Annotated in this window: 15 protein-coding genes and 2 pseudogenes; 7 read left to right on the top strand and 10 right to left on the bottom strand. The window is 71.0% G+C overall.

The window, feature by feature from the left end; genetic code table 11:
• Window positions 1-1,065, top strand: a 1,065-nt coding sequence (locus tag H0487_RS13195; protein WP_183094698.1) for an LLM class flavin-dependent oxidoreductase, incomplete at its 5' end; no start/stop codon positions are given.
• 112 nt (window positions 1,066-1,177) lie between these two features.
• Here H0487_RS13195 and H0487_RS13190 read toward each other — a convergent pair.
• Both H0487_RS13190 and H0487_RS13185 read right to left on the bottom strand, forming a co-directional pair.
• Entirely contained in the window at window positions 1,178-2,401 is a 1,224-nt protein-coding gene (locus tag H0487_RS13190; RefSeq protein WP_183094697.1) for an acyl-CoA dehydrogenase family protein, read from the bottom strand.
• Window positions 2,401-3,768, bottom strand: a complete 1,368-nt coding sequence (locus H0487_RS13185; RefSeq protein WP_183094696.1) for an acyl-CoA dehydrogenase family protein — start codon at window positions 3,766-3,768, stop codon at window positions 2,401-2,403. Before H0487_RS13185 ends, H0487_RS13190 begins: the two co-directional genes overlap by 1 nt.
• A 97-nt stretch (window positions 3,769-3,865) precedes the next feature.
• Here H0487_RS13185 and H0487_RS13180 point away from each other — a divergent pair, with 97 nt between their 5' ends.
• Window positions 3,866-4,471, top strand: coding sequence for a peptide deformylase (locus H0487_RS13180; RefSeq protein ID WP_183094695.1), 606 nt, complete (start codon window positions 3,866-3,868; stop codon window positions 4,469-4,471).
• A gap of 30 nt (window positions 4,472-4,501) precedes the next feature.
• Here H0487_RS13180 and H0487_RS13175 read toward each other — a convergent pair whose 3' ends face one another.
• Together H0487_RS13175 and H0487_RS13170 are read right to left on the bottom strand one after the other, a co-directional pair.
• Entirely contained in the window at window positions 4,502-8,404 is a 3,903-nt protein-coding gene (locus tag H0487_RS13175) for a hypothetical protein (protein WP_183094694.1), read from the bottom strand.
• A gap of 25 nt (window positions 8,405-8,429) precedes the next feature.
• A complete protein-coding gene (locus tag H0487_RS13170; protein WP_183094693.1) occupies window positions 8,430-11,663 on the bottom strand; it encodes a hypothetical protein in 3,234 nt (1,077 codons plus the stop codon).
• Window positions 11,664-11,838: 175 nt separating this feature from the next.
• Here H0487_RS13170 and H0487_RS13165 point away from each other — a divergent pair, with 175 nt between their 5' ends.
• A complete protein-coding gene (locus H0487_RS13165) occupies window positions 11,839-14,883 on the top strand; it encodes an RHS repeat domain-containing protein (protein WP_183094692.1) in 3,045 nt (1,014 codons plus the stop codon).
• A gap of 19 nt (window positions 14,884-14,902) precedes the next feature.
• Here the strand turns inward: H0487_RS13165 and H0487_RS13160 are convergent, their stop codons facing one another.
• Together H0487_RS13160 and H0487_RS24315 are read right to left on the bottom strand one after the other, a co-directional pair.
• Window positions 14,903-16,444 (bottom strand): ATP-binding protein, encoded by a 1,542-nt coding sequence (locus H0487_RS13160; RefSeq protein ID WP_183094691.1) that lies wholly within the window; start codon window positions 16,442-16,444, stop codon window positions 14,903-14,905.
• On the bottom strand, window positions 16,441-17,988 hold the full coding sequence (locus H0487_RS24315; protein WP_183094690.1) for a sensor histidine kinase: 1,548 nt from the start codon (window positions 17,986-17,988) through the stop codon (window positions 16,441-16,443). Before H0487_RS24315 ends, H0487_RS13160 begins: the two co-directional genes overlap by 4 nt.
• Window positions 17,989-18,075: 87 nt before the next feature.
• On the opposite strand from H0487_RS24315, the gene H0487_RS13150 reads away from it, so the two are divergent.
• Complete coding sequence (locus H0487_RS13150; protein ID WP_183094689.1) at window positions 18,076-19,092, top strand: response regulator; 1,017 nt, start codon at window positions 18,076-18,078, stop codon at window positions 19,090-19,092.
• A gap of 28 nt (window positions 19,093-19,120) precedes the next feature.
• Here the strand turns inward: H0487_RS13150 and H0487_RS13145 are convergent, their stop codons facing one another.
• Genes H0487_RS13145 through cobA form a run of 4 tightly spaced genes read right to left on the bottom strand, consistent with a single transcriptional unit; the run spans window position 19,121 to window position 22,837 of the window.
• Window positions 19,121-20,398 carry a serine hydrolase domain-containing protein gene (locus H0487_RS13145; RefSeq protein ID WP_183094688.1) on the bottom strand — a complete coding sequence of 426 codons (1,278 nt, stop codon included), beginning with the start codon at window positions 20,396-20,398 and terminating at the stop codon, window positions 19,121-19,123.
• Window positions 20,395-20,748 carry a hypothetical protein gene (locus tag H0487_RS13140; RefSeq protein WP_183094687.1) on the bottom strand — a complete coding sequence of 118 codons (354 nt, stop codon included), beginning with the start codon at window positions 20,746-20,748 and terminating at the stop codon, window positions 20,395-20,397. Before H0487_RS13140 ends, H0487_RS13145 begins: the two co-directional genes overlap by 4 nt.
• Window positions 20,749-20,789: 41 nt before the next feature.
• Entirely contained in the window at window positions 20,790-21,593 is an 804-nt protein-coding gene (locus H0487_RS13135) for a TrmH family RNA methyltransferase (protein WP_183094686.1), read from the bottom strand.
• Window positions 21,593-22,837, bottom strand: a complete 1,245-nt coding sequence (cobA, locus tag H0487_RS13130) for a uroporphyrinogen-III C-methyltransferase (RefSeq protein WP_183094685.1) — start codon at window positions 22,835-22,837, stop codon at window positions 21,593-21,595. The genes H0487_RS13135 and cobA overlap by 1 nt, the downstream gene beginning before the upstream one ends.
• Window positions 22,838-22,942: 105 nt before the next feature.
• Between cobA and H0487_RS13125 the strand changes: the two genes are divergently transcribed.
• The 3 genes and pseudogenes from H0487_RS13125 to H0487_RS23430 all read left to right on the top strand — a co-directional run.
• Window positions 22,943-23,470 carry a YbhB/YbcL family Raf kinase inhibitor-like protein gene (locus H0487_RS13125; RefSeq protein ID WP_183094684.1) on the top strand — a complete coding sequence of 176 codons (528 nt, stop codon included), beginning with the start codon at window positions 22,943-22,945 and terminating at the stop codon, window positions 23,468-23,470.
• A 51-nt stretch (window positions 23,471-23,521) separates the two neighbouring features.
• Window positions 23,522-24,010, top strand: a pseudogene (locus tag H0487_RS23435) (GTP-binding protein); the annotation flags it as partial.
• A gap of 110 nt (window positions 24,011-24,120) precedes the next feature.
• Window positions 24,121-25,081: pseudogene (locus H0487_RS23430) on the top strand (EF-Tu/IF-2/RF-3 family GTPase); the annotation flags it as partial.

Raw genomic sequence — 25,081 nt, 5'->3', positions numbered from 1 at the left:
CTCCGCAAGGTGCGCGGGGTGGAGGACGCGCTCGCAGCCGAGGGCTGGGAGGTGCTGGTCGTTGCGCACGAGGCCGAGGCCGCCGCCGCGACGCCGCCGGTGGCCGCGCCCCAGCGCGAACGTGCGGACCGGCGTACGTCGTCAGGCGTGGAGGTCGTCCTCCAGGTCTCCCGCTTCCCGTGGGGCGAGGACCCGGCGGCCTGGCTCTCGGGGATCGCCCTCGAGGCCGACCGGCTCGGGTTCGCCGGGATCGCCCTCATGGACCACCTGGTGCAGATCCCCCAGGTCGGACGCGCGTGGGAGCCGATCCCGGAGCCGTTCGTGACGCTGGGGATGCTCGCCGGCCTCGACACGGGGCTCCGCCTCGGCACCCTGGTCACGCCCCTCACGCTGCGACCGGCCGGAGTGGTGGCCAAGGCGGTCGCGACGCTGGACGCCCTCAGCGGGGGCCGTGCGTTCGTCGGCGTCGGCGCGGGCTGGTGGGACCGGGAGCACGCCGGCTTCGGGGTTCCGTTCCCGTCGGCGAGGGAGCGGCTCGACCTGCTGGAGGACGGCATCGAGACGATGCGTGCGCTGTGGGGCCCCGGCACCAAGCCGTGGACAGGCACGCGGGTGTCCCTCCCGGAGACCACCTGCTACCCCCGTCCGGCCCGCGCCGTGCCCGTGATCGTCGGCGGCTCGGGCGAGCGGCGGACGCTGCGCATCGCGGCCCGGCTCGGCGACGCCTGCAACGTGGCGAGCGACCCGGCGACGCTCGCCGCCAAGACCGCCGTCCTGCACGCCCACTGCGCCGACGTGGGGCGGGACCCCGCGGAGGTGGCGCTGACGGTCCTGGACCTCCCGGTCGTCGGTACCGACCGCGACGACGCGTGGCGCCGGGTCGAGCGCGCCCGGGGACGCACCGCCGCGGCGACGTACGCCGCACGGCACCACGCCGGCCCGGCTGCGGCGCACGCGGAGCGCTACGCCGGCCTCGCGGAGCAGGGTGTCGCCACCGTCTTCCTCGGCCTCGCCGACCTCGACGGGGCGGACGACCTGGCGCGGCTCGCTCCCCTGCTGGCCTAGACGGCCCGCGCGGTCGCGTTGCCGATCGGAGCGCGCCGCACAATGCGCGAATCCGGACCTACCTTCGCCGAGAAGTGACTTCTCGAGCCAGGTAGGTCCGGATTCGGCGTTGTTACTTCAGCTCGCCGCTGGAGAGCCCCAGGACCCGGCGCGCCACGATGAGCTGCTGGATCTGCTGGGTGCCCTCGAAGATGTCGAGGATCTTGGAGTCGCGAGCCCACTTCTCGAGGAGCTCGCCCTCGGAGTAGCCGACCGCCATGCACAGCTCGACGCACCCGAGGGTGACGTCGGAGCCGACCCGGCCGGCCTTGGCCTTCGACATCGACGCCTCGAGCGAGTTCGGCTGACGGTTGTCAGCCATCCAGGCAGCCTGGAGGGTGAGCAGGCGGCCCATCTCCCAGTTCGTCTCGAGCTCGAGGAACTTCGCCGCGGCAGCCGACTGCAGCTGCGCCGGCCGGTCGTAGTCGACGGTGACGCCGGCCTGCGCGAGCAGGTCCCGGGTCAGGTCGAGCGATGCCCGGGCACAACCGACGGCCATGGCGGCCACCAGCGGGCGGGTGTTGTCGAAAGTCGCCATCGCACCGGCGAAGCCGGCCTCGACGTTGACCTCGGGCGAACCGAGCAGGTTCTCCTTCGGCACCCGGACGTCGGTGAAGGTGATGACGGCGGTATCGGAGGCCCGGATGCCGAGCTTCTCCTCCAACCGCTCCACCTTGACGCCGGGCATGTCCTTGGTGACGACGAACGACTTGATCGCCGCCTTGCCGAGGGACTTGTCGAGGGTGGCCCACACGACGATGGAGTCGGACCGCTCGCCGGAGGTGACGAAGATCTTCTCGCCGTTGATGACGTACTCGTCACCGTCGAGGATCGCGGTCGTCGAGATCGCCGAGGAGTCCGACCCGAAGGCCGGCTCGGTGATCGCCATCGAGGACCAGGTGCCCTCGAACCGCTTGAGCTGCTCGTCGGTCGCGACCGAGGCGATCGCGGAGTTGCCGAGGCCCTGGCGGGGCATGGTGAGCAGGAGGCCGACGTCGCCCCAGCACATCTCGGCGACCGAGGTCACCGACGCCATGTTGGAGCCGTTCTTGACGGTGCTCTTGCCCTTCTCGCCGTCGTCCTCGCCACGCCGGACGCCGGTCGCGCCGGCCCCCTCGCTGGCGCCGGACTCGTTGAGCCCGTCGATCATCGCGGCGAGGATGTCGAGCTCCTTGGGGTACTCGTGCTCGGCGATGTCGTACTTGCGCGAGATGGGCCGCAGCATGTTCATCGCGACCTGGTGCGCCTGGTCGATCAGCGCACGGTGCTTCTTCGGGACTTCGAGGTTGATGGCCATCAGACCAGCACCGTTCCTTCCATGATGCCGATGGCACGCAGGTCGCGGTACCACCGCTCGACCGGGTGCTCCTTGACGTAGCCGTGGCCACCGAGCAGCTGGACGCCGTCGAGGCCGATCCGCATGCCGTGGTCGGCGCAGGCCTTGCGGGCGAGCGCGACCTCCTTGGAGAAGTCCTTGCCGGCAGCGGCGCGAGCCGCGGCGCGGTAGGTCAGCAGGCGCATCCCCTGCAGCTCGATCGCGATGTTGGCGACCATGAACGCCACCGACTGGCGGTTGGCGATCGGCTCGCCGAACGCCTGGCGCTCCTTGACGTACGGCGTCACGTAGTCGAGCACGGCCTGGCCTGTGCCGACCGCGAGGGCGCACCAGGCGAGCCGCGAGAGACGGACGCACTCGGTGTAGGTGGAGCCGTCGGTCTCGCCGAGGACAGCCTCGGCGGGCACCTTGACGTCATCGAGCACGAGCGTGGTCATCGACGCCGCGCGGACGCCCATCGCCGGGTCGCCCTCGATGGCGAGGCCCTCGGTGGAGGACTCCACGAGGAAGAGGACCGGCTTGCCGTCGAGGTTGGCCCCGACGATGAAGAGCTCGGCGTGGTCGCCACGGGCGACCAAGCTCTTCTTGCCGTTGAGAACGTAGCCGTCGCCGCTCCTGGTCGCGGTGGTCGACGGGCTGAGCACGTCGAAGAGCACGGCGGGCTCGGTGAGGGCGAGGGCGGCAGCGGGCACCTCGTCGCCGGTGAAGGCGGGCAGGTAGGTCTGCTGCTGCTCGTCGGTGCCCCAGAGGCCGATCGCGGTGGCGACCGATCCGGGCGCGAGGGTGGCGACGGCCAGTCCCATGTCGCCCTTCGCGAGTGCCTCGGCGACGAGGGTGCCGGCCATGGCCGAGCGCTCCTCGGAGATCCCGCCCAGCTCCTCGGGCAGACCGAGGATCGGCAGGCCGATCTCGAGGCTGGCCTTGAGCAGGTCGTCGGGGGCAGCGCACTTCGCATCGGACTCGGAGGCAGCGGGCCGCACGATCTCGGTCGCGAAGTCGGTGACCACGTCGACGAGCATCTGCTCGTCCTCGCTCGGGGTCAGGTCGAAGACACCGGTCGGCGCGGAGGTCGCAGCGGGGCGGACGCCCGGCTTGCCCTTCTTGCCCGCCTTGGCGAACGTGCGGCTCGCCTGGGTGATCGACTTGAACCCGGTCCGGGTCACGGAGAAGACGACCTGCTCGGTCTGCTTGCGCATCCCGATCTTGTCGATGAGGTCGCTCTGGGCGAGCTTGCTGAGGCCTGCGACGAGGTAGCCGATGGGATCCCGCGTGGCACTGCTCGGGACCCCGTGCTTGCCACCTGGCTTGAGGTTGCTGATCAGGGACATGCGGCAAATGTAACTGTGAGTTACACATTGCGCTACACATTGGTGGACAAATCCCGGAGTGCGAGCCGTCACACCCCGGCCCCTAGGATCCGTGCACATGTCGTCCGAGGGTCCCGACCAGCCTGTGCACGCGCCGTACGGCCCGCTCCCCCGCGGCGGGACGGTCCGTCCGATCACCCGCTGGGGCACCCCGGTCATGCACCGCCCGCAGCAGCAGGTCACCACCGAGCAGTTCGGATCCGACGCGCTGCGCGCCCTCGCCTCCGACATGGTCGCGACGATGTACGCCGCCGACGGGGTGGGCCTGGCCGCCTGCCAGATCGGCGAGGACGTCGCGATGTTCGTCTTCGACTGCCCCGACGAGGAGGGCGAGCGCTGGGTCGGCGTGGTCTGCAACCCGACGGTCACCGTCCCCGAAGGGAAGGGGCGGAACCTGGACGACGGCGACGAGGGCTGCCTCTCCTACCCCGGCGCCTTCTGCCCGTGCCCCCGGCCCGACTTCGCCACGGTCGACGGCTACGGACTGGACGGCCAGCCCGTCCGCTTCGAGGGCGATGGCCTGCTCGCCCGCTGCCTCCAGCACGAGACCGACCACACCCTGGGCACCGTCTTCGGCGACCGGCTCGGCAACCGCAAGCGCAAGAAGCTCACCAAGCTCCACGACGCTGCCGCGTCGGACTACCCGCAGGAGTGGCCGACCTGATACGCCAGGGCCGTTATCTGGGTGCCGACCTCACTCCGGCTCGTTCTGCGGCAGCTGGAGGTTCGCCACCCACACCGGACGTCGCCCGCTGAGGTCGGTCATCGCCTCGATCGGCGTGTCCGGCAAAGGCTTGTAGGTGTTGTTGACCAAACCACCGCTGGCGTCGTGGGTGGCCCACGGCTCGTACTCCTCGACGAGGATCCGGAAGGTCCCGGGTCCGACCGGACGGTTCATGTAGACGTACGGGTACCCCGGCTCGATGCCTCCTTCCTGCTGGACGACCTCCTCGTGTGCGACGGTGTCCCAGCCCAGGTCGGGGTCGCCGGAGACGATCTTCTTCTGCAGCGACACCCGCAGTCGCGGCAGCTCGGCGTTCGACGCCGGCTTGTCGGAGCGACCTGACATCCGGACGTAGAACTGGGTCGCGCCGGTGTTGGACGCGACGATCGAGCGCGCCGGCAGGAGCTTGATCGGGTCGATGGTGCGGATCAGCGAGAGCTGGGAGTTGCCGGGAGTGACGTGCTCCTGGAAGCGGGCGACGGCCATCCGGACGAAGTGGTTGCCCATCGTGGCCGGCCAGGCGACGTCGGTGTAGTAGAGGTCGCGTTCGTCGTCGTACTCCACGGTGTGCAGGCGCACCATGACCTTGCGGGCCGTCTTGAGGCCCTCATCGAGGGTGATCCAGTCGGGATACCGGGTGCCCGTGATCGGCTCGCTCGTCCAGGGAGTGTCGCGGACGTCGTCGCCAGGTCCGGCATACACCGGGTCGCGACCGAACACCGTGACCAACTTGGCCGCTCCCTGGGTGTCGGTCGTCGACGGCGACGGGTCGATGGCGTAGATCACCGCGAGCTTCTCCTCGGCACCCGAGCTCCACCACGGGCGCTCCAGCCAGATGCGGACCCGCGGTTCGGTCCGTTCGGCCCGTGCTCGCCCGATTCCGTCGAAAGGTCCGGTGGTCCCCGTTCCCCAGGCGGGGATGACGTAGGCGACCTCGGGGGGCAGCGGCCGCATCGCGGCGGGGAGGACCTCCTTGATCGTGTTGGACCTGTACACGACCGGGCCGTTCACCCCCAGGACCGTGATCCCGATGTCCGGCTTGCCGGGCGTGAGCGCGAGCGCCTTCTTGCCTGCCGCCCGAGGGTCGGCGACGAGGCGGTAGTCGGTGGTGCGCACCAGGTCGCGTCCGCCGCGGAGCAGACGCACGCTCTCGAGGTCGACTCCGGGCGGCAGGTCGAGCACCCGCCCATCCACTCCTGGCACCGTCGACCACGTCACGGAGAGGGGCTGGCGGAACTCCTCGAGGTACCGGCCGGTCGCGACGATCCGGAGGGTCACGTCGCGGCGTCGGAGGTCCGGCGCCACCACCTTGCCCGGGACCGACACCTGGGCGAACTCGGCCGATCCGCTGTAGGGGACCTCCATCTCGCCGATCGCGCTGTCGACGACGGTCAGTACCTCTGGGGGACGGTGGCGCTTGGATGTTCGGACGAAGCCGCCCTCGTCCCTGGTCTCCGACCACGACGCCAGGATGGTCAGTCGGCCGGTGGCGAGCATGCGATGCTGGACGTGGGCGACGATCCGCGTATCCTTCTCGCTGGTCCCCCGGACGACTCCGCAGCCGTTCCACGACGGGACCGAGATCGGGCGCTGGATGGCGTGGACGAGGGTCACCTCGGTGCTCGGGCACATCTGCTCGTAGCCGAGCTTGTACACCCGGTCCTTCCGCCCCAGGAACCCGTCGTCGAGCCACTGGACCAGACCGTGATCCTCGAACTGCGACATCGGGGGCAGGCCACGGACCCTGATCTTCCGGACCTGCCCTGCCGGGACGGAGACCGTGACGACGGCGTGCCCGGCCACCGAGGTCACCTCGATCGTCGAGCTCCCGTTGGGGATGGCCTTCAGCCGCAGGGCCACCGACTGCCACTCCCCGAGCACGTCCTTGCCGGTGTCGTCACCGGCGCCGGCCGGCAGGAAGCTCGCCGACTTGATCGGAGTCACGTCGAGCACCCGGAGCGGCACGAGCGACACCCCGACCTGGGTCGACAACGGGTCCGGCATCCAGTCAACCACCGCCGGGGCCGGGGTCGCCGCGTCGGTCGGCGCGGGGCCGTTCTTGGGCGGCGCGGTCTCGTCGAGCCGGGCGATCTGCTCGAACCGGGTCGGGTCCGGCGCGCCGTCCACGTCGAGCATCCCGTGGGCGAGCGCCATCTCGACCGAGGTCCGCGCGGGCACCAGGGTGCGGTGCGAGTAGACGTTGAGCGGCGTGGGCGCGCTCGAGCGCACCACCATCCGCAGGCTGGTCTCGGTGCGGGTCAAGGTGGGGCTGGGCAGGACCAGCGGGCAGGCCACCGGGTCGTGGCGGTAGTAGGTCACTGCAGCCGAGGCCGGTGCGCCGGTCCAGTCGTGACCGAAGCCGGTGACATCGATCGCCCGCGCGCGGAACTGGTAGGTGTCGCCGAACCGCAACACCGGCAGCCGCAACGCCGGGTCGGTCGGGAGCGCCGCCGCCAGGTCGATGGTGCCACCGGGAAACGTGCCGGGCGTGTCGACGACATCCCCCGTCGAGGCGTCCTCCTGCAGCTGGTAGCGCCCCGGCCGCTCGACCGCCAGGCTCCACCCGTCCCAGCGGGCGAGGACGTCACTCACCTCGAGGGTCCGGGTGTTCTCCTTGACCCGGGCGCCGGTGCTCACCGGAGCGACCCCGGTGGCGGTGAATCGCCTCTCGGCGTCCGGCCCGGAGGCCGTGTAGGTGACGGTCCGGTTGCACAGGCCCAACCACGGGCCGAGCCCGCGCCTGACCTGGATGTCGTAGCCCTGGATCAATCCGTCGGCATAGACCGACGGCTTCGTGGCGCTGCCCAGGCTGTTCCTGGTCGTCCGCGCGTTGCCCAACCGGGTGCGGACCGCCGCGGCGGTGTCGTCCTGGGTGATGACCAGCCCCGTGCTGCGCGGCGCCGGCGGCAGCGGCGCAGGGCCGTCCACCTCGAACCTTGGAATACCGAAAGCCGCGATCAGGGAGGCGTCGACGTCGACGTCGTGCACCTCGAACCGACTTCCGTCGTTGAGCTTGAGCCGCAGTCGCTCGTCGAGGTCGGTCGACTGCGGCAGCGCCGCGAAGAGCTGGCCCGGGGTGTGGTTGACCCGCGTGTAGGCATAGCTCGGGACGATCGCCCGCTCCGTCTGCACCCCGTCCATCGAGGCGGTGACCGCGATCCGCGTCGACTTGACCGACCGCGGCGGGAACACCAGCTCGAGCACGAGGCCGAGCCGCTCGAGGAGGGGACCGTGGTCGGCCACCAACGAGATGCGCTGGTGGAAGTCCGGGCTCAGCTCACCTCGCGGCGGCTCCCCCGTCTTGATCGGGTTGAAGCCCGGACCCTGACGGTAGAACGTCATGAACTTGTCGACCGCAGAGACCAACGTCGGGTCCGCCGCCGGTGCGGCGCCCGTCGCTCCCAACTGGACAAGGTCGGGGTAGACATAGCGGAGGAGCTCACCGCCGAGCGGCGAGGCGGTGATGGCCTCCCTGGTGTGGAAGGCCTTCAGCTCGGTGGCGATCCGCCGGAGCGGATAGCCTTCGACCGGCCGGACGGGCGCCGCTACGTACGCGGGCTTGGAGTCCACCCGCAGGTCCCCGTGGAAGGCCGCCGACCAGAACGCCTGGTCGGAGTTCCAGAGCACGTCCAACGGCTCCACCCACGTCGAGCCACCGTCGAAGGTCCCGAGCCACTCCAAGCCCCCCTTGGGCCAGTCCAGGAAGTCCTTGAAGTCGTTGCCGAGCGTCGCACCGGTGCCTTCGTCATAGCTGAGCCGGATGGTCATCCGAACTCCCACCCGCAGGCTCCCGGCCGGGTAGCCGCTGCCGACAGAGGTCAGGCCGCGTGGGACCGCGGTGAACGACAGCTCCTGCTTCGGATTGGTGACCATGGCGCCTTTCCCTGTGAAGCCGTGGCTAGCTCGCGGCGAAGGCAGCGGCGTAGGCCTGCCAGGTGCTCGCGGTGTGGGTGGTCCGGAAGGTCGGCGACTCCGGGTCGTCCTCGATGACGCGGTCGGCGCCCGCCATCACCGGACGTGGGGTACGCCCGGCGACGGAGGACCCGAACGGGTCGCCACCGTCGCTGAGCGGCACGCCAGGGAGCCCCCCCTTGAAGGTCTTGCTGATCCGCGCCTCGACCTCCTCGTCGCAGATCAGGGTGTCGACCTTGAGCAGGAAACGGGCTGTGCCGGTGAGCTTGGACGGCTTGCCGTTGAGCCCCGGCCGGAACTCCAGGATCAGCTCGAACACCACGCTCACCGTGCAGATGAACGGGACCGACACCGACCCGCTGATCCGGAAGTAGGCGGCGAGCGCGAGATCGACGCCCTTCTCCTTGCTGTTCTCGATCGTCAGCATGAGCCCGACGTTGATGGACAGCGAGCCGGAGGCCACGACCAGGTCGATGCCCGCGGTGGCCGCGACGCCGATCGAGGCCTTGATCACCTGTCGCCCGCCCTCGGAGATAAGGACGTCGACGAACCCGGTGCCACCGGCACCGCTGTAGGTGACCATGAACGGGTTGGCGAACGAGGCGAAGTACGCGTGCACCTCGAGCCCGCCGCCGAACGGCAGGTCGACCCCGATGCCGAAGTTCATTCCGGTGAGGGTGAAGACACCGAGCTTGAGGTCCGGGACCCCGAAGTCGGCGACGAGGTGAAGACCGACGTCGTCGATGTAGGCGTCGACCCCGTTTCCTGCTTGGCCGAGGCCGGGCGCGGCCACCAGGGTCCCGGCGGTGCTCGAGAGCGGTCCGGCGGGCTGGCTTCCTCCACCGCTCGAGCCGCCGCCCCCCGCTGTGTCGTCGGACTCGGCCGCGCCGAGGGCGACGAAGTCCGAGAGCGGCTGGAGGAACTCGAGCGGTCCGAGGAACTGGGTGTTCTTGATCTCGAAGGAGAACACCGGCTTGGCACCCGACTGCCACTGCGCCCGCAGCTCGACGATCGGGATCGCCACGATCCCCGCGAACTCCAGGGCAACCTTGCGCAGCCGGGCGTCGACGCTGAGCTCGGCCGGTCCCCCTGCTCCGGACTCGGCGTGCGCCTTGATCTGGAGCGGCTCGTCGCTGGGCTTGAAGGCGAGCAGCTGCTGACCGGTCTTCGGGAACCGGTAGAACTTGAGCGGGAGCTTGAGGTCCATGTCGACGTAGACCCGGCCGTTGCGGATGTCGTGGGTGACCCCCGGGATCGCCGGTAGTGCGTCGTCGATCCCCGCGGAGCCGAGTCGCTCGGGCACGAGCTCCGCAATGGTCAGCGTCCCGATCAGCTGGATCTGCCCGAAGAGCTGGGACGGCGTGGGGATGCCGGTCGCCAACGAGTCCAGGCTACCCGGGGCGCTCGCCATCACCGCGCCCGCCTTGCTGGACATGCCCTGGTAGGACGGCATGGGCAGAAGACCGCCGGTGTTCTTGTCGTCGACCTGGGGCGGGTCGCCGTCGGCGCCCGAGGCGGTCGGAGCGAGCCGCAGCACGACGCCGCCGAAGTTGTTCTGGTTGGTGAGGTACGGCCCGGCGTAGAAGTGCCGGACGGCCCCACCAGCGTTGCCCGACAACGCGCTCATCCCCGGCAGGTCCGCCCTGATGTCGGCCGCTCGCGGCTGCCACGGCGGGAACTGGCCTGGAGCCTGGGTGATCGTCACCTCCATCCCCACCAGCGGGAGGGTGGTGAGCCCGCGGTGGTCCGGGTGCTCCGGCGCCACCGCGGTGTCCACCTTGGGCACCACCGCGGCGCGGGTCTCCGGCCCGAGGTTCTTGGTCGGGTCGGTGAGGTTCCACGCCATGGCCGCGGTGTAGGGCGGTGCGGTGTGCGCGTTCTCCTGCGGGACGAAGTACACGGCAGAGGTGAAGGGCACCTCGTTGCCGTTGTGGTCGGTCCCGACGAACGGCAGCCGCAGCGGCCGGTTGCCGCCGACGTCCGGGACCATCGGGACCCCGCCGTTGGACTCCAGGTCGGCGGTCGCGGCGAGACCCGCGGTCCGCCGCTGCGTGCAGCGCACCTTGGTGAACGGGAAGGGCAGGCCCTTGGTGACTCCGTTGACCTTGCGCAACGCCAACAGCGAGGTGTCGGCGTCCGGCTCACGAACGATCAGGGTGAAGGTCTGGACCAGCAGAGCCTCGGTGTCGCCGGCCCTCGTCGAGCTGGGCGAGAACTTCCTGACGACGCGGTAGGTCTCCTTGATGATGGTGGCCGGGTGACGGTACGGAGCCAGGAAGCCGACCTTCTCGACCCGGACGTAGTTGTCCCGGCCGAGCGTTGCCCGGTGGTCCCAGCCGATCATGCCCGCACCGGGCCAGCTGCCGTGGAGGTCGAGGCTCGCGCCGACGGGCGAGAGGAGCACCAGGTCGGCCTCCACCGGAGCCTGGATGACCAAGCCGCTCTGCGGGCTGACGACGGGGCTGGAGACGTTGGCGTTCTTCTTGATGTCGGCCCGGTTGGCGAAGGACAGCGGTGCCACGATGTTGGCCACCTTGTTCTCGGTCACCTGAACGACCTTGAGCAGGTCCGAGCGCTGGTCGGGCTTGCCGTCACCGAACAGGTTGTAGCCGGCGAGCCGGGTGTGCCACAGCTCGTTGGCCGCCACCCGACCGCTGGTCAGCCGCTTCGGCGCCGTGTCGTTGAGCCAGCCGAGGCCCTGGTGGGGCCGGATGACGAGGCGGTACGGCGCCTCGATGCTGGTGCCCAGGCCGTTGGCCACGGTCCCGTAGACAGGGTCGAACCGGGTCAGGTCCAAGATGGCGTCGAGGTCGTAGGGGATGCGAGTAGCCGCCGGCACCCTGAAGCCCAGAATGGTCGGTTGCGCGAGCTCGGCGGCGACCGGCGGCTTCTGGCCGGCTTCGACGTGCTCACCCAGGCTCTGGCCCGGCAACATGATCCCCAGGTAGCCCGGTGAGGCACCGGCCACCATGTACCAGTCGGCACCGATCTTGGTCAGGTCGAGACCGCCGAAGACGACGTTGGCCACCAGCATGTCGGAAGCGCGCCGGATCCGGTCGACCCGGACGTCGCCGAAGATGGCCGCGCGCGCCCACAGCGCGTCGAGGACCTGCATCCTCGAGCCCGGGCCACTGGCGAGGGCCCCCGCTGCTACGACCCCGCCCGCGAGCACCACGCCGCGGCGCGTCACGGGAGAGCGGCCCCATCCGGCTCCGTCCATGGGGAGGAGTCAACTTTGCTTTGCCCAGGTCCGGCAATGGCGAGTTCGGGCCACGACTCATCCATATGGACTAGCCCACCTGGGAGGAGGAGTTGGTCCCAGTTCGGCAGTGCCAGGAGCACCGTCCGCGCACTAGCGTGGGGCTGTCCGCCGACCATCACTCCATGGGGGAAGCATGCGTCGAGTCGCCGTGACGGTGATCGCCACCGTGGCTGCGCTGCTCGCGCTCCCGGCGCCGCCGGCCTCAGCAGCCGTCGTGGTGATCGACTCCCTGTCGGAGGTCCAACCGCCCTATCAGGTCGAGAGGACCAACTGCGACGGCGGCGCGGACAGCACCCCTCGAGTCCGCCTGGAGGGCGGGCCGTTCGGTCCGCCCAACCCGGAGTTCCCCGACCAGCAGGACAAGCCGCCCCTCGGTGATGGTTCGTTGGAGCTGGAGACCCCGGATCTCGGTCGCGCCGGGATCTTCCGCGACATCGGCGAGCTCTCCGACCTCGAGGCGTTCAGCGTCGCGCTCCATGATCCCGACGCTCGAACGGACGCGGTGATCCGCACCGAGGGCGGCGCTCCCGGCGCACCCGTCGGTCGGATCGACCTCGACAGCCTCGGGGTGTGGACAAGCTCCGGCGACCTGATGGCGGTCGACTGGTTCTGGACGTCGCAGTCCCCGGCGTTCTTCTTCGAGGGGACGATCAGCGAGTACGTCACGACCTACGGGTCCGGGCCGGCGTTCGTCGGGATCCAGCGCAACCTGTGTGGCGACTTCCAACCCAACGACTCCACGACGCACATCGACGCGCTGACGATCGACGTCGTGGGCGAAGCCTCGACGACGCTCGACTTCGAGGCCGCCCCCTTCGAGCTCACCATCGCGGCAGATCCCACCTCCGTCGCGCCGGGCGAGTCCACCACGATCTCGGGCACGCTCACCTCCGACGGAGAGCCACTCCAGGGGTACCAGGCGAACCTGCTGCGGACCACCGACGGCGGCGAGAGCTACACCCAGATCGGCAACGACGGCACCGACGAGTCCGGCCAGCTCTCGCTCGAGATCACCCCCACGGTGACGGCTCAGTACGTGTGGGCGATCTTCTTCATCGACGGTCCCGTGGTCGAGAGCGGCCTGGTCACCGTCACGGTGAAACGCAAACCGGCGCTGACGAGCACTGCCGACCGCACGACGATCGTCAAGGGCGAGACGGCTGTCCTGCGCACGACCGCGACCTTCGAGGGCGCCGCGATGCAGGGCGTTCCGGTGGTGCTGCGCAAGTCGGTCGACGGTGGGTCGACGTGGACAGACGTCGGCACGACCACCACCAACTTCGCCGGCCAGGGGTCGATCGTCGACCAACCGACTGTCAACACGTCCTACCGGTGGCACGTGCTCAACAGCGAGCGCTACATCGCCGCGATGTCGGTGAAGCGCGAAGTCACGGTGCTCCGGCCATCGGCGGTGTCGCTGTCCTTGAGCCCGCAGGTGATCAACCACGGAGCGAGCGCGACGGTCGGCGGCGTGGTGACGATCGACGGGACGCCCACCGAGGGATTGTCGATCGACCTGTGGTCCTCGACCGACAACGGCACGACCTGGGTGCGAGGCGGGGCCTCGGTCAGCGGACCGGGGGGCACCCTGACCCAGCAGGTCTCCCCCACCTCGACCCGCCGGTACCAGTGGCGGTACGCCGGTTCGGCAGCACACCGGGGCGCCAGTTCCCTGGCCATGGTGCTGACGGTCCGACGCCCGACGACCCTGACGATGAGCACCACCGGGACCGACCTCTCCCCGGGGCAGCAGGTCACGCTCTCGACGGTCCTCCGCAGCGACGGTGCCGTGGTCGCCGGGCGGCCGGTGCATCTCTATCGCTCGGTCAACGGCACGACCTGGAGCAGGCTGACCACCCGGACGACCGATTCTTTCGGTGCGGCCTCGTTCACCCTGACGCCGTCCACGACCGAGCAGTACCGCTGGCAGCACGACCTGACCGCGACCCTCAGCCCCGCGACCTCGGCGCCGGTCACCGTGTTCGTCCGGACGTCGACCGCCCTGACGATCGACGCGGTCGCCGACGCCGTGGCACCCGGCGGTTCGACGACGCTGCGCACGACCTTGCTGAGCCAGGGCACGCCGGTGCGCGCCCAGTCAGTCGGCCTGTGGGCGCTGCCCCAGGGTGGGAGCACGTGGAGCCAGATCGGGAGCGCGACCACCAACATCGAGGGGAAGGCGTCGGCCTCGGTCTCGCCCGCCGTCGAGACGCGCTACCAGTGGCGGTTCGCGAAGACGCCGCACCTCAAGGCCTCGCAGTCGCCGATGACCACCATCCTGGTGCGCGACCCGATGGCGGCGACAGCCCTGGACAACAGCGTCGCGCCGTCGACCGCGCTCTACGACGGACAGTCGACCACCGTGACCGGAACCCTCACCTCCGGTGGCGAGCCCCGCTCCAACCGAACCCTGACGCTGGAGGCGTCGACCGACGGCGGGGCGACATACCACCTGCTGCGGAGCCGGCTGACCGACGTGAACGGACAGGTCAGCGTCAAGGTCACCCCGACGCAGACCACGCGGTACCGCTGGAGGTTCGCGGGGGCGGCGAACTTCCAGGCGAGCCAGTCGGTCGTCCGGACCGTGACCGTCAGTCCCCGGCGTACCTCCGTCCTCGGCATCTCCGCGACGGTCAAGGTGATCGACGCCGGCGACAAGGCCCAGCTCAAGGCCAAGCTGTCCGCCGTCGGTCAGGGCTACGGCGGCCAGACTCTCCGGCTCCAGCGCCTGCTCAACGACGACAGCTGGGAGACGGTCGCCACCGCGGTCACGGCCGCCGACGGGACCGCGACCGTGACCCTCGTCCAGCACGTGACCACCAACTACCGCTGGAGCTACGGGGGTTCGGAGACCACCCTCCCGACGGTCTCGGGGCCTAGCCCGGTGGAAGCGCGGTTCGTGGTCACGGCGCTCGCATCGACGCCGGACAGCACCGACGACCTGGTCGAGCTCACCGGCACGGTGTCGCGCTACACCACCTCGGCGGTGCGCCTGATGTTGCGCCCCGCCACGGGCGCGCCGATCCTCGTCAGCTCGACCCAGCAGCGGACCGATCAGACGTACCGGTTGGTCGCCCGGATGCCCGCTGGTGCCTATACCTTCTTCACCGAGGTCCTCGGCGACAACATCAACATCACCGGTCGGTCGCCCGACCAGGTCGTGGTGGTGCCCGACTGACCGAATCAGGCGGCGAGGTTCAGGCGGGCACCCACCCCGTCACGGTCGTGGCGACTCCCGGCTCCGACTTGACCGTCAGGTCCCCACCGGCAGCGCGGACCCGGTCGCGCATGTTCTCCAGGCCGCGTCCGACGGGCGCCTGCGTGAAGCCCTGCCCGTCGTCGGCGACGGCGAACGTGAGCCGGTCGCCGACGCGCGCGAGGGTCACGGTGACCCGGGCCTGCTCCCCTGCGTGCTTGGCGGCGTTCTGGAGGGCCTCGTTGCACGCGAAGTAGACGGCCGCCTCCCGCGCGCTGTCGAGGCGGCCGACCCCGTCTGCGTCCACTACGGCGGGCAGCGCCGACCGCTCGGCGGCCGCCGTGAGCGCAGCGCCCAGCCCGGCCTCGGTCAGCTCGGCCGGGTAGACACCACGAGCGAGCCGGTTGATCTCGGTCTCGGCGTCCGCGACGCTCGAGCGCACGCGGTCGCACAGTCGGTGCAGGTCAGCGAGGTCCGGCCGCTCGGCCAGGTCGTCCTCGACCTCGCGCAGCCGGTCGCCGACCTGCTCGAGCCGGACCAGCACTCGTCGGCGCAGGTCGCGTTCCATCCGGCGGCGTTCGGCGTCGGCGACGGACGCGAGCCGGGTGCGCGAGGCCCGCAGGGTCGCGTCGTCGTGCTCGAGCCGCTCGGCCATCCGGTTGAGGCTGAGGGCCGCCGCGTCCAGCTCGTCCCCCGCGCGAACGGCCACCCGCACGCCCGGCTCCCGCAGACCGATCCGGACCAGCGCGACCCTGAGCTCGTGGACCCGGCGGAAGATCGAGTGCGCCACCAGGCCGGTGATGGCGCCGCCGAACGTGGCGGCCGACCCGACGGTGGCGACCACCGCCGTCGCGAGCACCACGTCGGTGTCGTCGGTGCCGGCCGCCAGGCTCGCCACGGCGGCACCGGTGTAGATCATGGCCGAGCTCGAGGCGAGGGCGCTGCGTCGGCTCAGGGTCAGCCAGGTCGAACCGGGGTCGAACTCAGCCGGGAGCAGCGGCTCGATCTCGCGCAGGACGGGACGGAACGCCACCTCCCAGATGAGGACGAAGAAGAACCCTGCCGACACGGTGATCATCGACGCCACGAACCAGTGCGAGAGGTAGTCACCGAGGTCCCAACCGCGCGGCGGGCCCACCACGAGCAGCAGCGCGATGTTGCACGGGATCGAGTACGTCGCCGTGCAGGCGGCGCTGGTCCAGGTGATCCGGCGGACGCAGGCGTACCAGACCGCGGCGGGGTCCACCGGCTTGCCCCGCAGGAACAGCGCGATCGGCCGGAATGGGTGCAGCGCCGTCCACGGCATCAGGAAGGCCGTGCCCACCAAGCACGGGCTCATCGCGCGCCAGAACTCGCCCGACCCGGGCTCGGCCGGCCCCCAGAGCGGCAGCAGCGTGGCGTACTGGGCCGGCCAGGCGACCAGCACGATCCCAAGGCCGCTGACCGCGAGCCAGATCTCCACGTAGTTGCGCCTGATCCGCCGGTACGCCCGAGCGAAGAGCCGGTCCAGCCACGACACGTTCTCGAGCGCGGTGTGCGTCATCGGACCGGCACCTCGCCCCGGAGCAGCGTCGCCGGACGGGCCGGGTCGCCGGCGGTGGAGGTTCCCCCGACGGCACCGAGCCGGTCGGCGACGTAGTGGGCGAGCTCGACGGCGTGCTCGGGGTCCAGCGGCGGGTCGAGCGCGATGAGCAGCGCCGCGCTGCCGCCGTTCTCGTCGATCCGGAGGGTGACCGTCGGGTCGCGCTCGCCCTCGACCTGGCCTGCGCGTTGCAGCGCCTCCCAGCAGCAGAAGTAGACGGCCGCCTCGACCGGCGCGGGCCAGCGCGTCGCGATCGCGAGGTCGAGGTGGACCGGAACGTCGGACTCCCGTGCGGCGGCTCGGAGCGCCGATCCCAGCCCTTCCGCCTCCAGGGCCGCGGGATAGATGCCGTGGGCCAAGGCACGCATCTCGGCGACCACCGCGCCGAGGTCGCCCCGGATCGCGTGCACGCGCGCGGCCAGGTCGGGTTGGCTCCTGCTCCCCGACTCCAGCTGACCGAGCTGCATGCTCACCAGTGCCAGGTTCTGCTGGGCGCCGTCGTGGAGGTCGCGCTCGATGCGCCGCCGCGCTTCGTCTGCGACCTCGACCAGACGCGTCCGGGAACGGCGGAGCTCGCGGGCGTTCTCCTCGAGCAGGTCGACCATGGTGTTGAAGGCGCGCGCCGTCTCGTCGAAGTCGTCGCCCGACGAGGGCAGGATCCGGAGCGGCCGGCCGCTCGCCATCCCGTTGAGCGCACCCGCGAGCTCGTCGACGCGGCGGGTCACGTCCGCCGCGGCGAGACCGAGGAAGATCCAGACGTAGGTCGACACGATGCCGACGACCACGACGGCGACGACCCACGGACGACCCTGGTGCATGAACCCCAGGGACAAGCCCGCCGACTGGAAGCCAACGGTGAGCGTGATAGCGGTGTTGAGCAGGATCAAGCGCTGCCGGCCCGAGACCGCCGTCGTCTCTGCGAAGTCCGCAGGCAGGTACGGCGCGACCTCCCGCACCACCGGGAACAGCGCGAGCTGGAAGAACATCAGCGCGAACGCAGCAAGTCCGGCTGCCGCGAGCAGCTGAGCCGCGTACGCGCCGGTCCAGGCCAGCGCGTCGAACTCCTCCCGCCGCCCGACCACGAACAGCCCGACGCCGGTCGCCACCAGGCTCCAGACGCCCCCCGTCAGCGCCGCCACCCGTGGGAGCACGGTCACGCCGCTGCGCCAGACAGCGACCGGGTCTGCGGGCTCGCCCCGCAGGTGTGCGGTGACCACCGCATAGCTCGGCAGCCTGACCAGCACCATCGCCGGGACCCCCACGGCGACGCCGAGGACGACGAACATCCACACCGTCGATAGGGGCGCGAACTCACCGGTCCAGAAGGGAAGAGCCGTCAACGTCTGGACCGGCATCCCCACGTAGGACATGAACGCCCCGCCCGCCATCACCAGGACGAACAGGTAGCGGGGTCCCCAGCGGACCCGGGCCCGGGCGACCAGCCCGTCCGACCACGCACCGACTCGCCGCGCCGCGCCGGTGGGCGACGCTGAGGTGGTCGACACCCGGAAGATTCTCACAGGCCACGAGCCCGCTCGACAATGCGTGAATCCACGGATACGCCGAGCCGCTCCGCGTGCGAGAGTGACGACGTGACCGTCCTGATCGTCGATGACCACGCACCGTTCAGGGAGTACCTGCGCTCGGTGCTGGAGGACGACGGGTTCGACGTTGTCGCCGACGTCGGCGACGGCACCACCGCCATCGCGGCCGCGGTCGCCACCCATCCCGACGTCGTGCTCGTCGACGTACACCTCGGCACGGGGCCCGACGGGTTCGAGGTCGCCCGACAGCTCGCGGCCCTCCCCTCGCCCCCGACGGTCATCGTCACGTCCAGCCGCAGCGCGTCGGCGTACGCCGACCGGATCCAGGCCGCGCCGGTCGCCGGCTTCGTGCCCAAGGACGAGCTGAGCCCCGCAGCGATCCGGGCCCTGATGCCACCCACCACCTCCACCAGCGTCGCGATCGCGGACGACTCCGTGCTCTTCCGCGAGGGCATGGCTCGGGTGCTCGACGACCTGGGGTTCCACGTCGCTGGGCAGGTCGACGACGGCGACGGGCTCCTCGACCTCCTCGGCTCCAGGCCGGTCGACGTCGCCGTCGTCGACATCCGGATGCCACCCACGTTCTCCACCGAGGGGATCGCCACCGCCGAGGCCATCGCCGACCGCTTCCCCTCGGTCGGCGTCCTCGTCCTCTCGCAGTACCTCGAGCCCGGCTACGCGATCCGGCTGCTGGAGAGCCAGCCCACCGGGCGCGGCTACCTGCTCAAGGACCGGGTCGGCGACCTGCCGAGCTTCGCCGCCGCCCTGCACCGGGTCGCGGACGGCGGGCTCGCCGTCGACCCCGGCCTGGTGGAGATGCTCATGGACGCCGCACTCGACCCGCTCGGCGGCCTGACCGACCGGGAGCACGACGTGCTCCGGCTGATGGCGGTCGGGCTCTCCAACGAGGGCATCGCGGCCGAGCTGTTCCTCAGCCACCGCACGGTCGAGACCTACGTGGGCCGGATCCTCGACAAGCTCGGGATCGACCGGGTCACCAACGAGAACCCGCGGGTCCGCGCCGTGCTCACGTTCCTCGACCAGCAGCCGACCTCGCGGCTCTGAGCTCCACCGGCTGTATCGGCAGCGCCGGTCAGACCTTCGCGGCTTCCTTGCCGATCCGTCTCGGCACCTGGAGGAACCGGGTGATCTCTGGATAGACGGCAGCCTTGCCGGTGGTGATCAGCGCGACCGACAGCGCCCGCTGCGGGTCGGCCCAGCTGAGGATGTTGACCCACCCGAGGTGGCCGAACGCCTCCGGGGTGTCGGGGCCGAACAGGCTCACCATCCGACCGCCCAGCATGTAGCCCATGCTGAACCCGATGGGGAGGCCGAGGCTGAAGTCGACCTCCAGGTGCGACTGCTCGACCCGCGCCCGCCGGATCGTGCGCGCCTCCATGATCCGGGTGCCGTCGAGCTCGCCGCCGTTGCGGAGCAGCTCGTAGAACCGGCTCAGCTCGTTGGCGGTGCTCACGCCGTTGGCCGCCGGCATCACGGCCTGGAGGAACCGCGGGTCGTTGGAGACCCGGGTCGCCTCGTCCGGGTGCAGACCGAGGGCCCGCGTGAGCACGGTCGAGACCGGCGGCAGCAGCGGCGGGCCGGTCGGATAGTTGAGGGCGACCTGGTCGACGTCCTCGGCGGCCACCCCGTAGTTGGTCCAGCGGAAGCCGAGCGGGTCGAGGATCTCCTCGGCCAGCACGTCCCGGATGCTCCGGCCGGTGACCTCCCGGACCACCTCGGCGAGGATCTCGCCGCCACTCACCGCGTGGTAGGCCTGCCGCTTCCCGGGCCGGTGCATCGGCCGGGCGTCGTACATGAGCTCGCGCTTGAAGTCGACGTCGCCGATCCGGTCGAGGTCCAGGGAGCCGGACGGGAGGTTCGGGATGCCGGCCCGGTGCGACAGCACCTGGCCCACGGTGATCCCGCCCTTGCCGTTGCGCGCGAAGTCCGGGAGGTAGTCGGCGATCCGGTCGCCGACGTGCAGCACGCCGCGCTCGTCGAGCAGGTGGATGAGCGAGGCGGTGATGCCCTTGGTCGCGGAGAAGATGCACAGCGGCGTCTCGGGCGTCACCAGCACCTTCTCGGCGCTGCGGTCGTCCTTGGGGCCGTTGCCGCGGGCGTGGCCGATGGCGCGGTCGAGCACCACCTCGCCGTGCCGTCGTACGCACAAGGTGAGGGCGGGGTGGATGCCGGAGCGGTAGAGGTTGCGCGCGTCCTTCCAGATCCGCTCGACCCCGTCCCGCGTCATGCCCACGTCGCCGGGGTCGGCCTCCTCGGCCACGGTCGTGACCGCCTCGAGGTCGCGCGGGACCCGGACCCGTCGCATCGGGTCGGGGACGGCGGGGAGGCGCGGCGGCCGGAGGCGCGTCATCGCGCGGGCGGCGGGGTGCCGGGCTCGTCGTCGAGCATGTCGCGCCACCGGTCGTCCACGGGCTGCGGCTTCTTCGCCTGGCTCCGCGACCGCCCTTCGACGATCTTCACCTTCTGCCGCTTCGGGTGGAAGCGGACGTTCACCTCGTCACCCTGGACGGCGTCCTTCCAGGAGTTGGTGCAGGTCGCCCGGAACCGCTGACTGCCGTCGGGCGGGCGCACGTCGAGGATGTACTCGAACTTGCGCCGCTTGCCGCCAGGACTGGTGGCCGTGTGCTGGGCACGCCACTCCTTGACCAGACGGCGAGCGACCACCGTCGCCGTACCGTCCTGCCAGCCGAAGCCGAACATGCGCCACCTCCGTCAGAGTTCCGGCAGCATCCTTGCACCGCTCAGCGGCGGGCGGTCACGTAACACGCGACTGCCGAAGCCGCGGCTACGTTGAGGGAGTCGATCCCGGCAGCCATCGGGATGATCGCGCGGCGGTCGGAGGTCTGCTCCCACCGGGCGGAGAGGCCGTGGCCCTCCGACCCGAGCACGAGCGCCACCTTGTCGAGGCCGGCGACCGCCTCCTCCAGGGGTACGGCGTCGTCGGCCAGGGTGAGCGCGACCGTGGTGAACCCGGCGCCGGAGAGGTCGGTGAGCGCCGTGCCCCAGTCCGGCAGCCGGGTCCACGGCAGGCTGAAGACGGCCCCCATCCCGACCTTGATCGCCCGGCGGTAGAACGGGTCGGCGCAGCGCGGAGCGAGCAGCGCGGCGTCGAAACCGAGCGCAGCGGCGCTGCGGAAGATCGCGCCGACGTTGGTGTGGTCGACGATGTCCTCGAGCACGACGACCGACCGGGCGCGGGCGAGCACGTCGGCGACCGACGGGAGCGGCAGCCGGGCGAGCGACGCGAGCGCCCCGCGGTGGACGTGGAAGCCGGTCACCTCCTCAGCGAGCGCCTCGGACAGGACGTAGCAGGGCGCGTCGGTCGTCGCGAGGACGTCGGCCAGGGCGTCGAGCCAGCGCGGCGCCATGAGGAAGGAGCGGACCGGGAAGCCACCCTCGACCGCCCGCCGGACGACCTTCTCCCCCTCGGCGAGGAACAGCCCGTGCTCGGTCTCGAGGTGCTTGCGGAGCTGGACGTCGCGCAGGTCGCGGTAGTCGGCCAGCCGAGGGTCCTCGGCTGACGCGATCTCGACCAGCTCGGCCATCAGTTCCCGTCGCTGCCGGCGCCGTCGGGGAACGCCTCGGGGTGGGCCACGCGGACCACCTCGCCGACCACGATGATCGCGGGCGGCAACACCTTCTCGGCGACGAGCGTCTCCGCCAGCGTGCCGAGCGTGGCCAGCACGGTCCGCTGGGTCGGCATCGTCCCGTCGCAGACGACGCCGACCGGGGTGTCGGCGCTGCGGCCGCCCGCGACGAGCGCGGCGGCGATCGCCGGAGCGTTCTGGACCGCCATCATCAGCACGATCGTGCCGGTCATCCGCGCGAGCGCGTCGTAGTTGACCAGGCCCTCGGGGTGGCCCGGGGGCAGGTGCCCGGAGACGACGGTGAACTCATGGGTGACTCCGCGATGGGTGACCGGGATCCCGGCGATCGCGGGCACGGCGACGGGGCTGGTGAGGCCGGGGATCACGGTCACCGGCACACCGGCCTCGCGACAGGCGATGATCTCCTCGTAGCCTCGGCCGAAGACGAAGTTGTCGCCGCCCTTGAACCGGACCACCCGCTTGCCCGCGAGCGCCCGGTCGACGATGACCCGGTTGATCTCCTCCTGCTGGGCGCTGCGGCCCCGGGGCAGCTTGGCGACGTCGACGAGCTCGACGTCCGACCCCAGCTCGCCGAGCAGCTCACGCGGCGCGAGCCGGTCGGCCACGACGACGTCGGCCTCCATCAGCGCCCGGCGACCGGCGACCGAGATCAGGTCCGGGTGGCCGGGACCGCCGCCCACGAGGGTCACGCCGGGCGTCTTGTCGTGGTGCTCGACGGCCGCGATCCGACCGTCGTGCAGTCCCTCGATGATGCCGTCGCGCAGCGCGGCCGACTTGCGCGGCTCCCGGTTGCCGAGGACGGCGACGGTGACGCCGGCGTGCCGGCCCACCGCAGGGGTCCACGCGGTGCCGCGGGTCGCGTCGTCGGAGCGCACGCAGAACACCCGCTGCTCCTCCGCGAGCGCGCTCACCCGGTCGTTGACCGCCAGGTCGTCGGTGACCGCGATGACGTACCAGACGCCCGCCAGGTCCTCGTCGCGGAAGGTCCGCTCGTGCCAGGTGATCTCCCCTGATCCCACCAGGCCCTCGATCGCCGGCGTCACCACCGGGGAGACGACGTGGACGTCAGCGCCGACGGCGATCAGCTGCGGCACCCGGCGCTGTGCGACGTTGCCACCGCCGACCACCAGCACACGACGCCCGGAGAGGCGAAGTCCCGAGGGGTAGGGGGGAAAATCCATGAGGACATCATCGACGGAGGGCGTTTCGCCCCTGTCAACGACCCAGCACCCGGACTAGATTCGCCGACGTCGGAAACCTGTGCCATCCCAGCCCGAGGAGCCACCATGTCGCTCGACCGTCCGGTCACGCCCGATCCCTACGCGCTGCTCCCCGCCGTACCTTCCTTCGGCGTCACCAGCGCCGACGTCACCGACGGCCAGCCGCTCAAGGACGACCAGGTGTACGCCGCCGGCAACACCTCGCCGCAGCTGTCCTGGGAGCCGGGCCCGGAGGGCACCCAGAGCTACGTGGTGACCTGCTTCGACCCCGACGCCCCCATCGTCAGCGGCTTCTGGCACTGGGTGGCCGTCGACATCCCGGGCGACGTGACCAGCCTCGACACCGGCGCCGGCGCGGACGACATCTACCTCCCCGGCGGGGCGTTCCACGTCCGCAACGACTTCGGCACGCCGAGCTTCGGTGGCGCCGCGCCGCCGGAGGGCGACCAGGTGCACCGCTACTTCTTCGTCGTGCATGCCGTGAAGGAGGCCGAGCTCGGCGTCGACGGCGACGCCACCCCGGCCGTCGTCGGCTTCAACCTGGCGTTCAAGACCCTCGCGCGCGGCATGGTCGTCGGCACCTACCAGCACTGATTCTTTCGCTGGGGCCTTGTGGAGCCTGGCCCATCGGAGTTACGTAGGCCCATGGCCGACAAGACCTCTCGAAAGGCCGGTGACCAGGACCTTGCGGCGCCCGGGCCCGACCGGATCCGCAACGTGGTCCTGGTCGGGCCCACCCAGTCCGGCAAGACCGTGCTCGTCGAGGCGCTCACCAAGGTGAGCCTGGGCGACGACACCCGGTCCGTGTCCCTGGCCGTCGCTCCTGTCGTCGTCGAGGGCACCAAGATCAACCTCATCGACACCCCGGGCTACGCCGACTTCGTCGGTGAGGTCCGGGCAGGGCTGCGCGCCGCCGACTGCGCGCTCTTCGTCATCGCCGCCAACGAGGGCGTGGACGACGGCACCCGCGAGCTGTGGCGTGAGTGCGCAGCCGTGGCGATGCCGCGCGCCGTCGTCATCACCAAGCTCGACCACCCACGGGCCGACCACGACGCCGTCCTCGCGGCCGCGCAGACGGCGTTCGGCGAGAAGGTGCTGCCGGTCCTCGTGCCGCGCGATGGCGGCGTCGAGAGCCTCATCGGCTCCGCCGACGACGACCCCCGCCGCGCCGAGCTCATCGAGGCGATCATCGAGGAGTCCGAGGACGAGACCCTCATGGACCGCTACGTCGGCGGCGAGCNCTCATGGACCGCTACGTCGGCGGCGAGCAGATCGACGAGAAGCTGCTCGTCGAGGACCTCGAGACCGCCATCGCGCGAGCCGGCTTCTTCCCGGTGCTGCCGGTCTGCGCGCAGACCGGCACCGGCCTGCCCGAGCTCCTCGACCTCTGCGTCCGAGCGTTCCCGTCGCCGCCGGAGCACGTGCCGCCGGACGTCTTCACGCCGGAGGGCAAGGCGGCTGCCGCCGTCACCTGCGACCCGGCCGGACCCCTCGTGGCCGAGGTCGTCAAGACCACCAGCGACCCCTACCTGGGCCGGGTCAGCCTGGTCCGGGTGTTCTCCGGCACGCTCAACCCGGACGCGTCGGTGCACGTCTCCGGGCACTTCGCGAGCTTCGGCGCCGCCGGCCACGAGGACCACGACGAGGACGAGCGGATCGGCGCCCTGGCGTTCGCCGTCGGCAGCCAGCAGGTGCTCGCGCCGCGGGTGCTCGCCGGGGACATCGGGGTCGTCGGTCGCCTGTCGCGGGCGGAGACCGGTGACACCCTCTCCTCCCCCGACGCTCCCCGCGTGCTGCGGCCGTGGGTGCTGCCTGACCCGCTGCTGCCGATCGCGATCGAGGCGGCGACCCGGTCCGACGAGGACAAGCTCTCCGGAGCGTTGACCCGCCTCGCCGCCGAGGACCCGAGCCTGCGCGTCCACCACGACCCCGAGACCGGACAGCTCGTCATCTGGGTGATGGGCGAGGCGCACGCCGACGTCGCCCTCGACCGGCTCAAGGAGCGGTACGGCGTATCAGTCGTGCAGGAAGAGCTCGTCATCCCGCTCCGGGAGTGCTTCGTCGGCACGGCCAAGGGACACGGTCGGCACGTCAAGCAGTCCGGCGGCCACGGTCAGTACGCCGTGTGCGACATCGAGGTCGAGCCGTTGCCGGAGGGCTCGGGCTTCGAGTTCGTCGACAAGGTCGTCGGCGGGTCGGTCCCCC

It is taken from the genome of Nocardioides stalactiti, from assembly GCF_014180715.1.
Classification (GTDB): domain Bacteria; phylum Actinomycetota; class Actinomycetes; order Propionibacteriales; family Nocardioidaceae; genus Nocardioides; species Nocardioides stalactiti.
The sequence above is the reverse complement of the archived record's forward strand: the minus strand, read 5'-3'. Positions and strand labels throughout refer to the sequence as shown.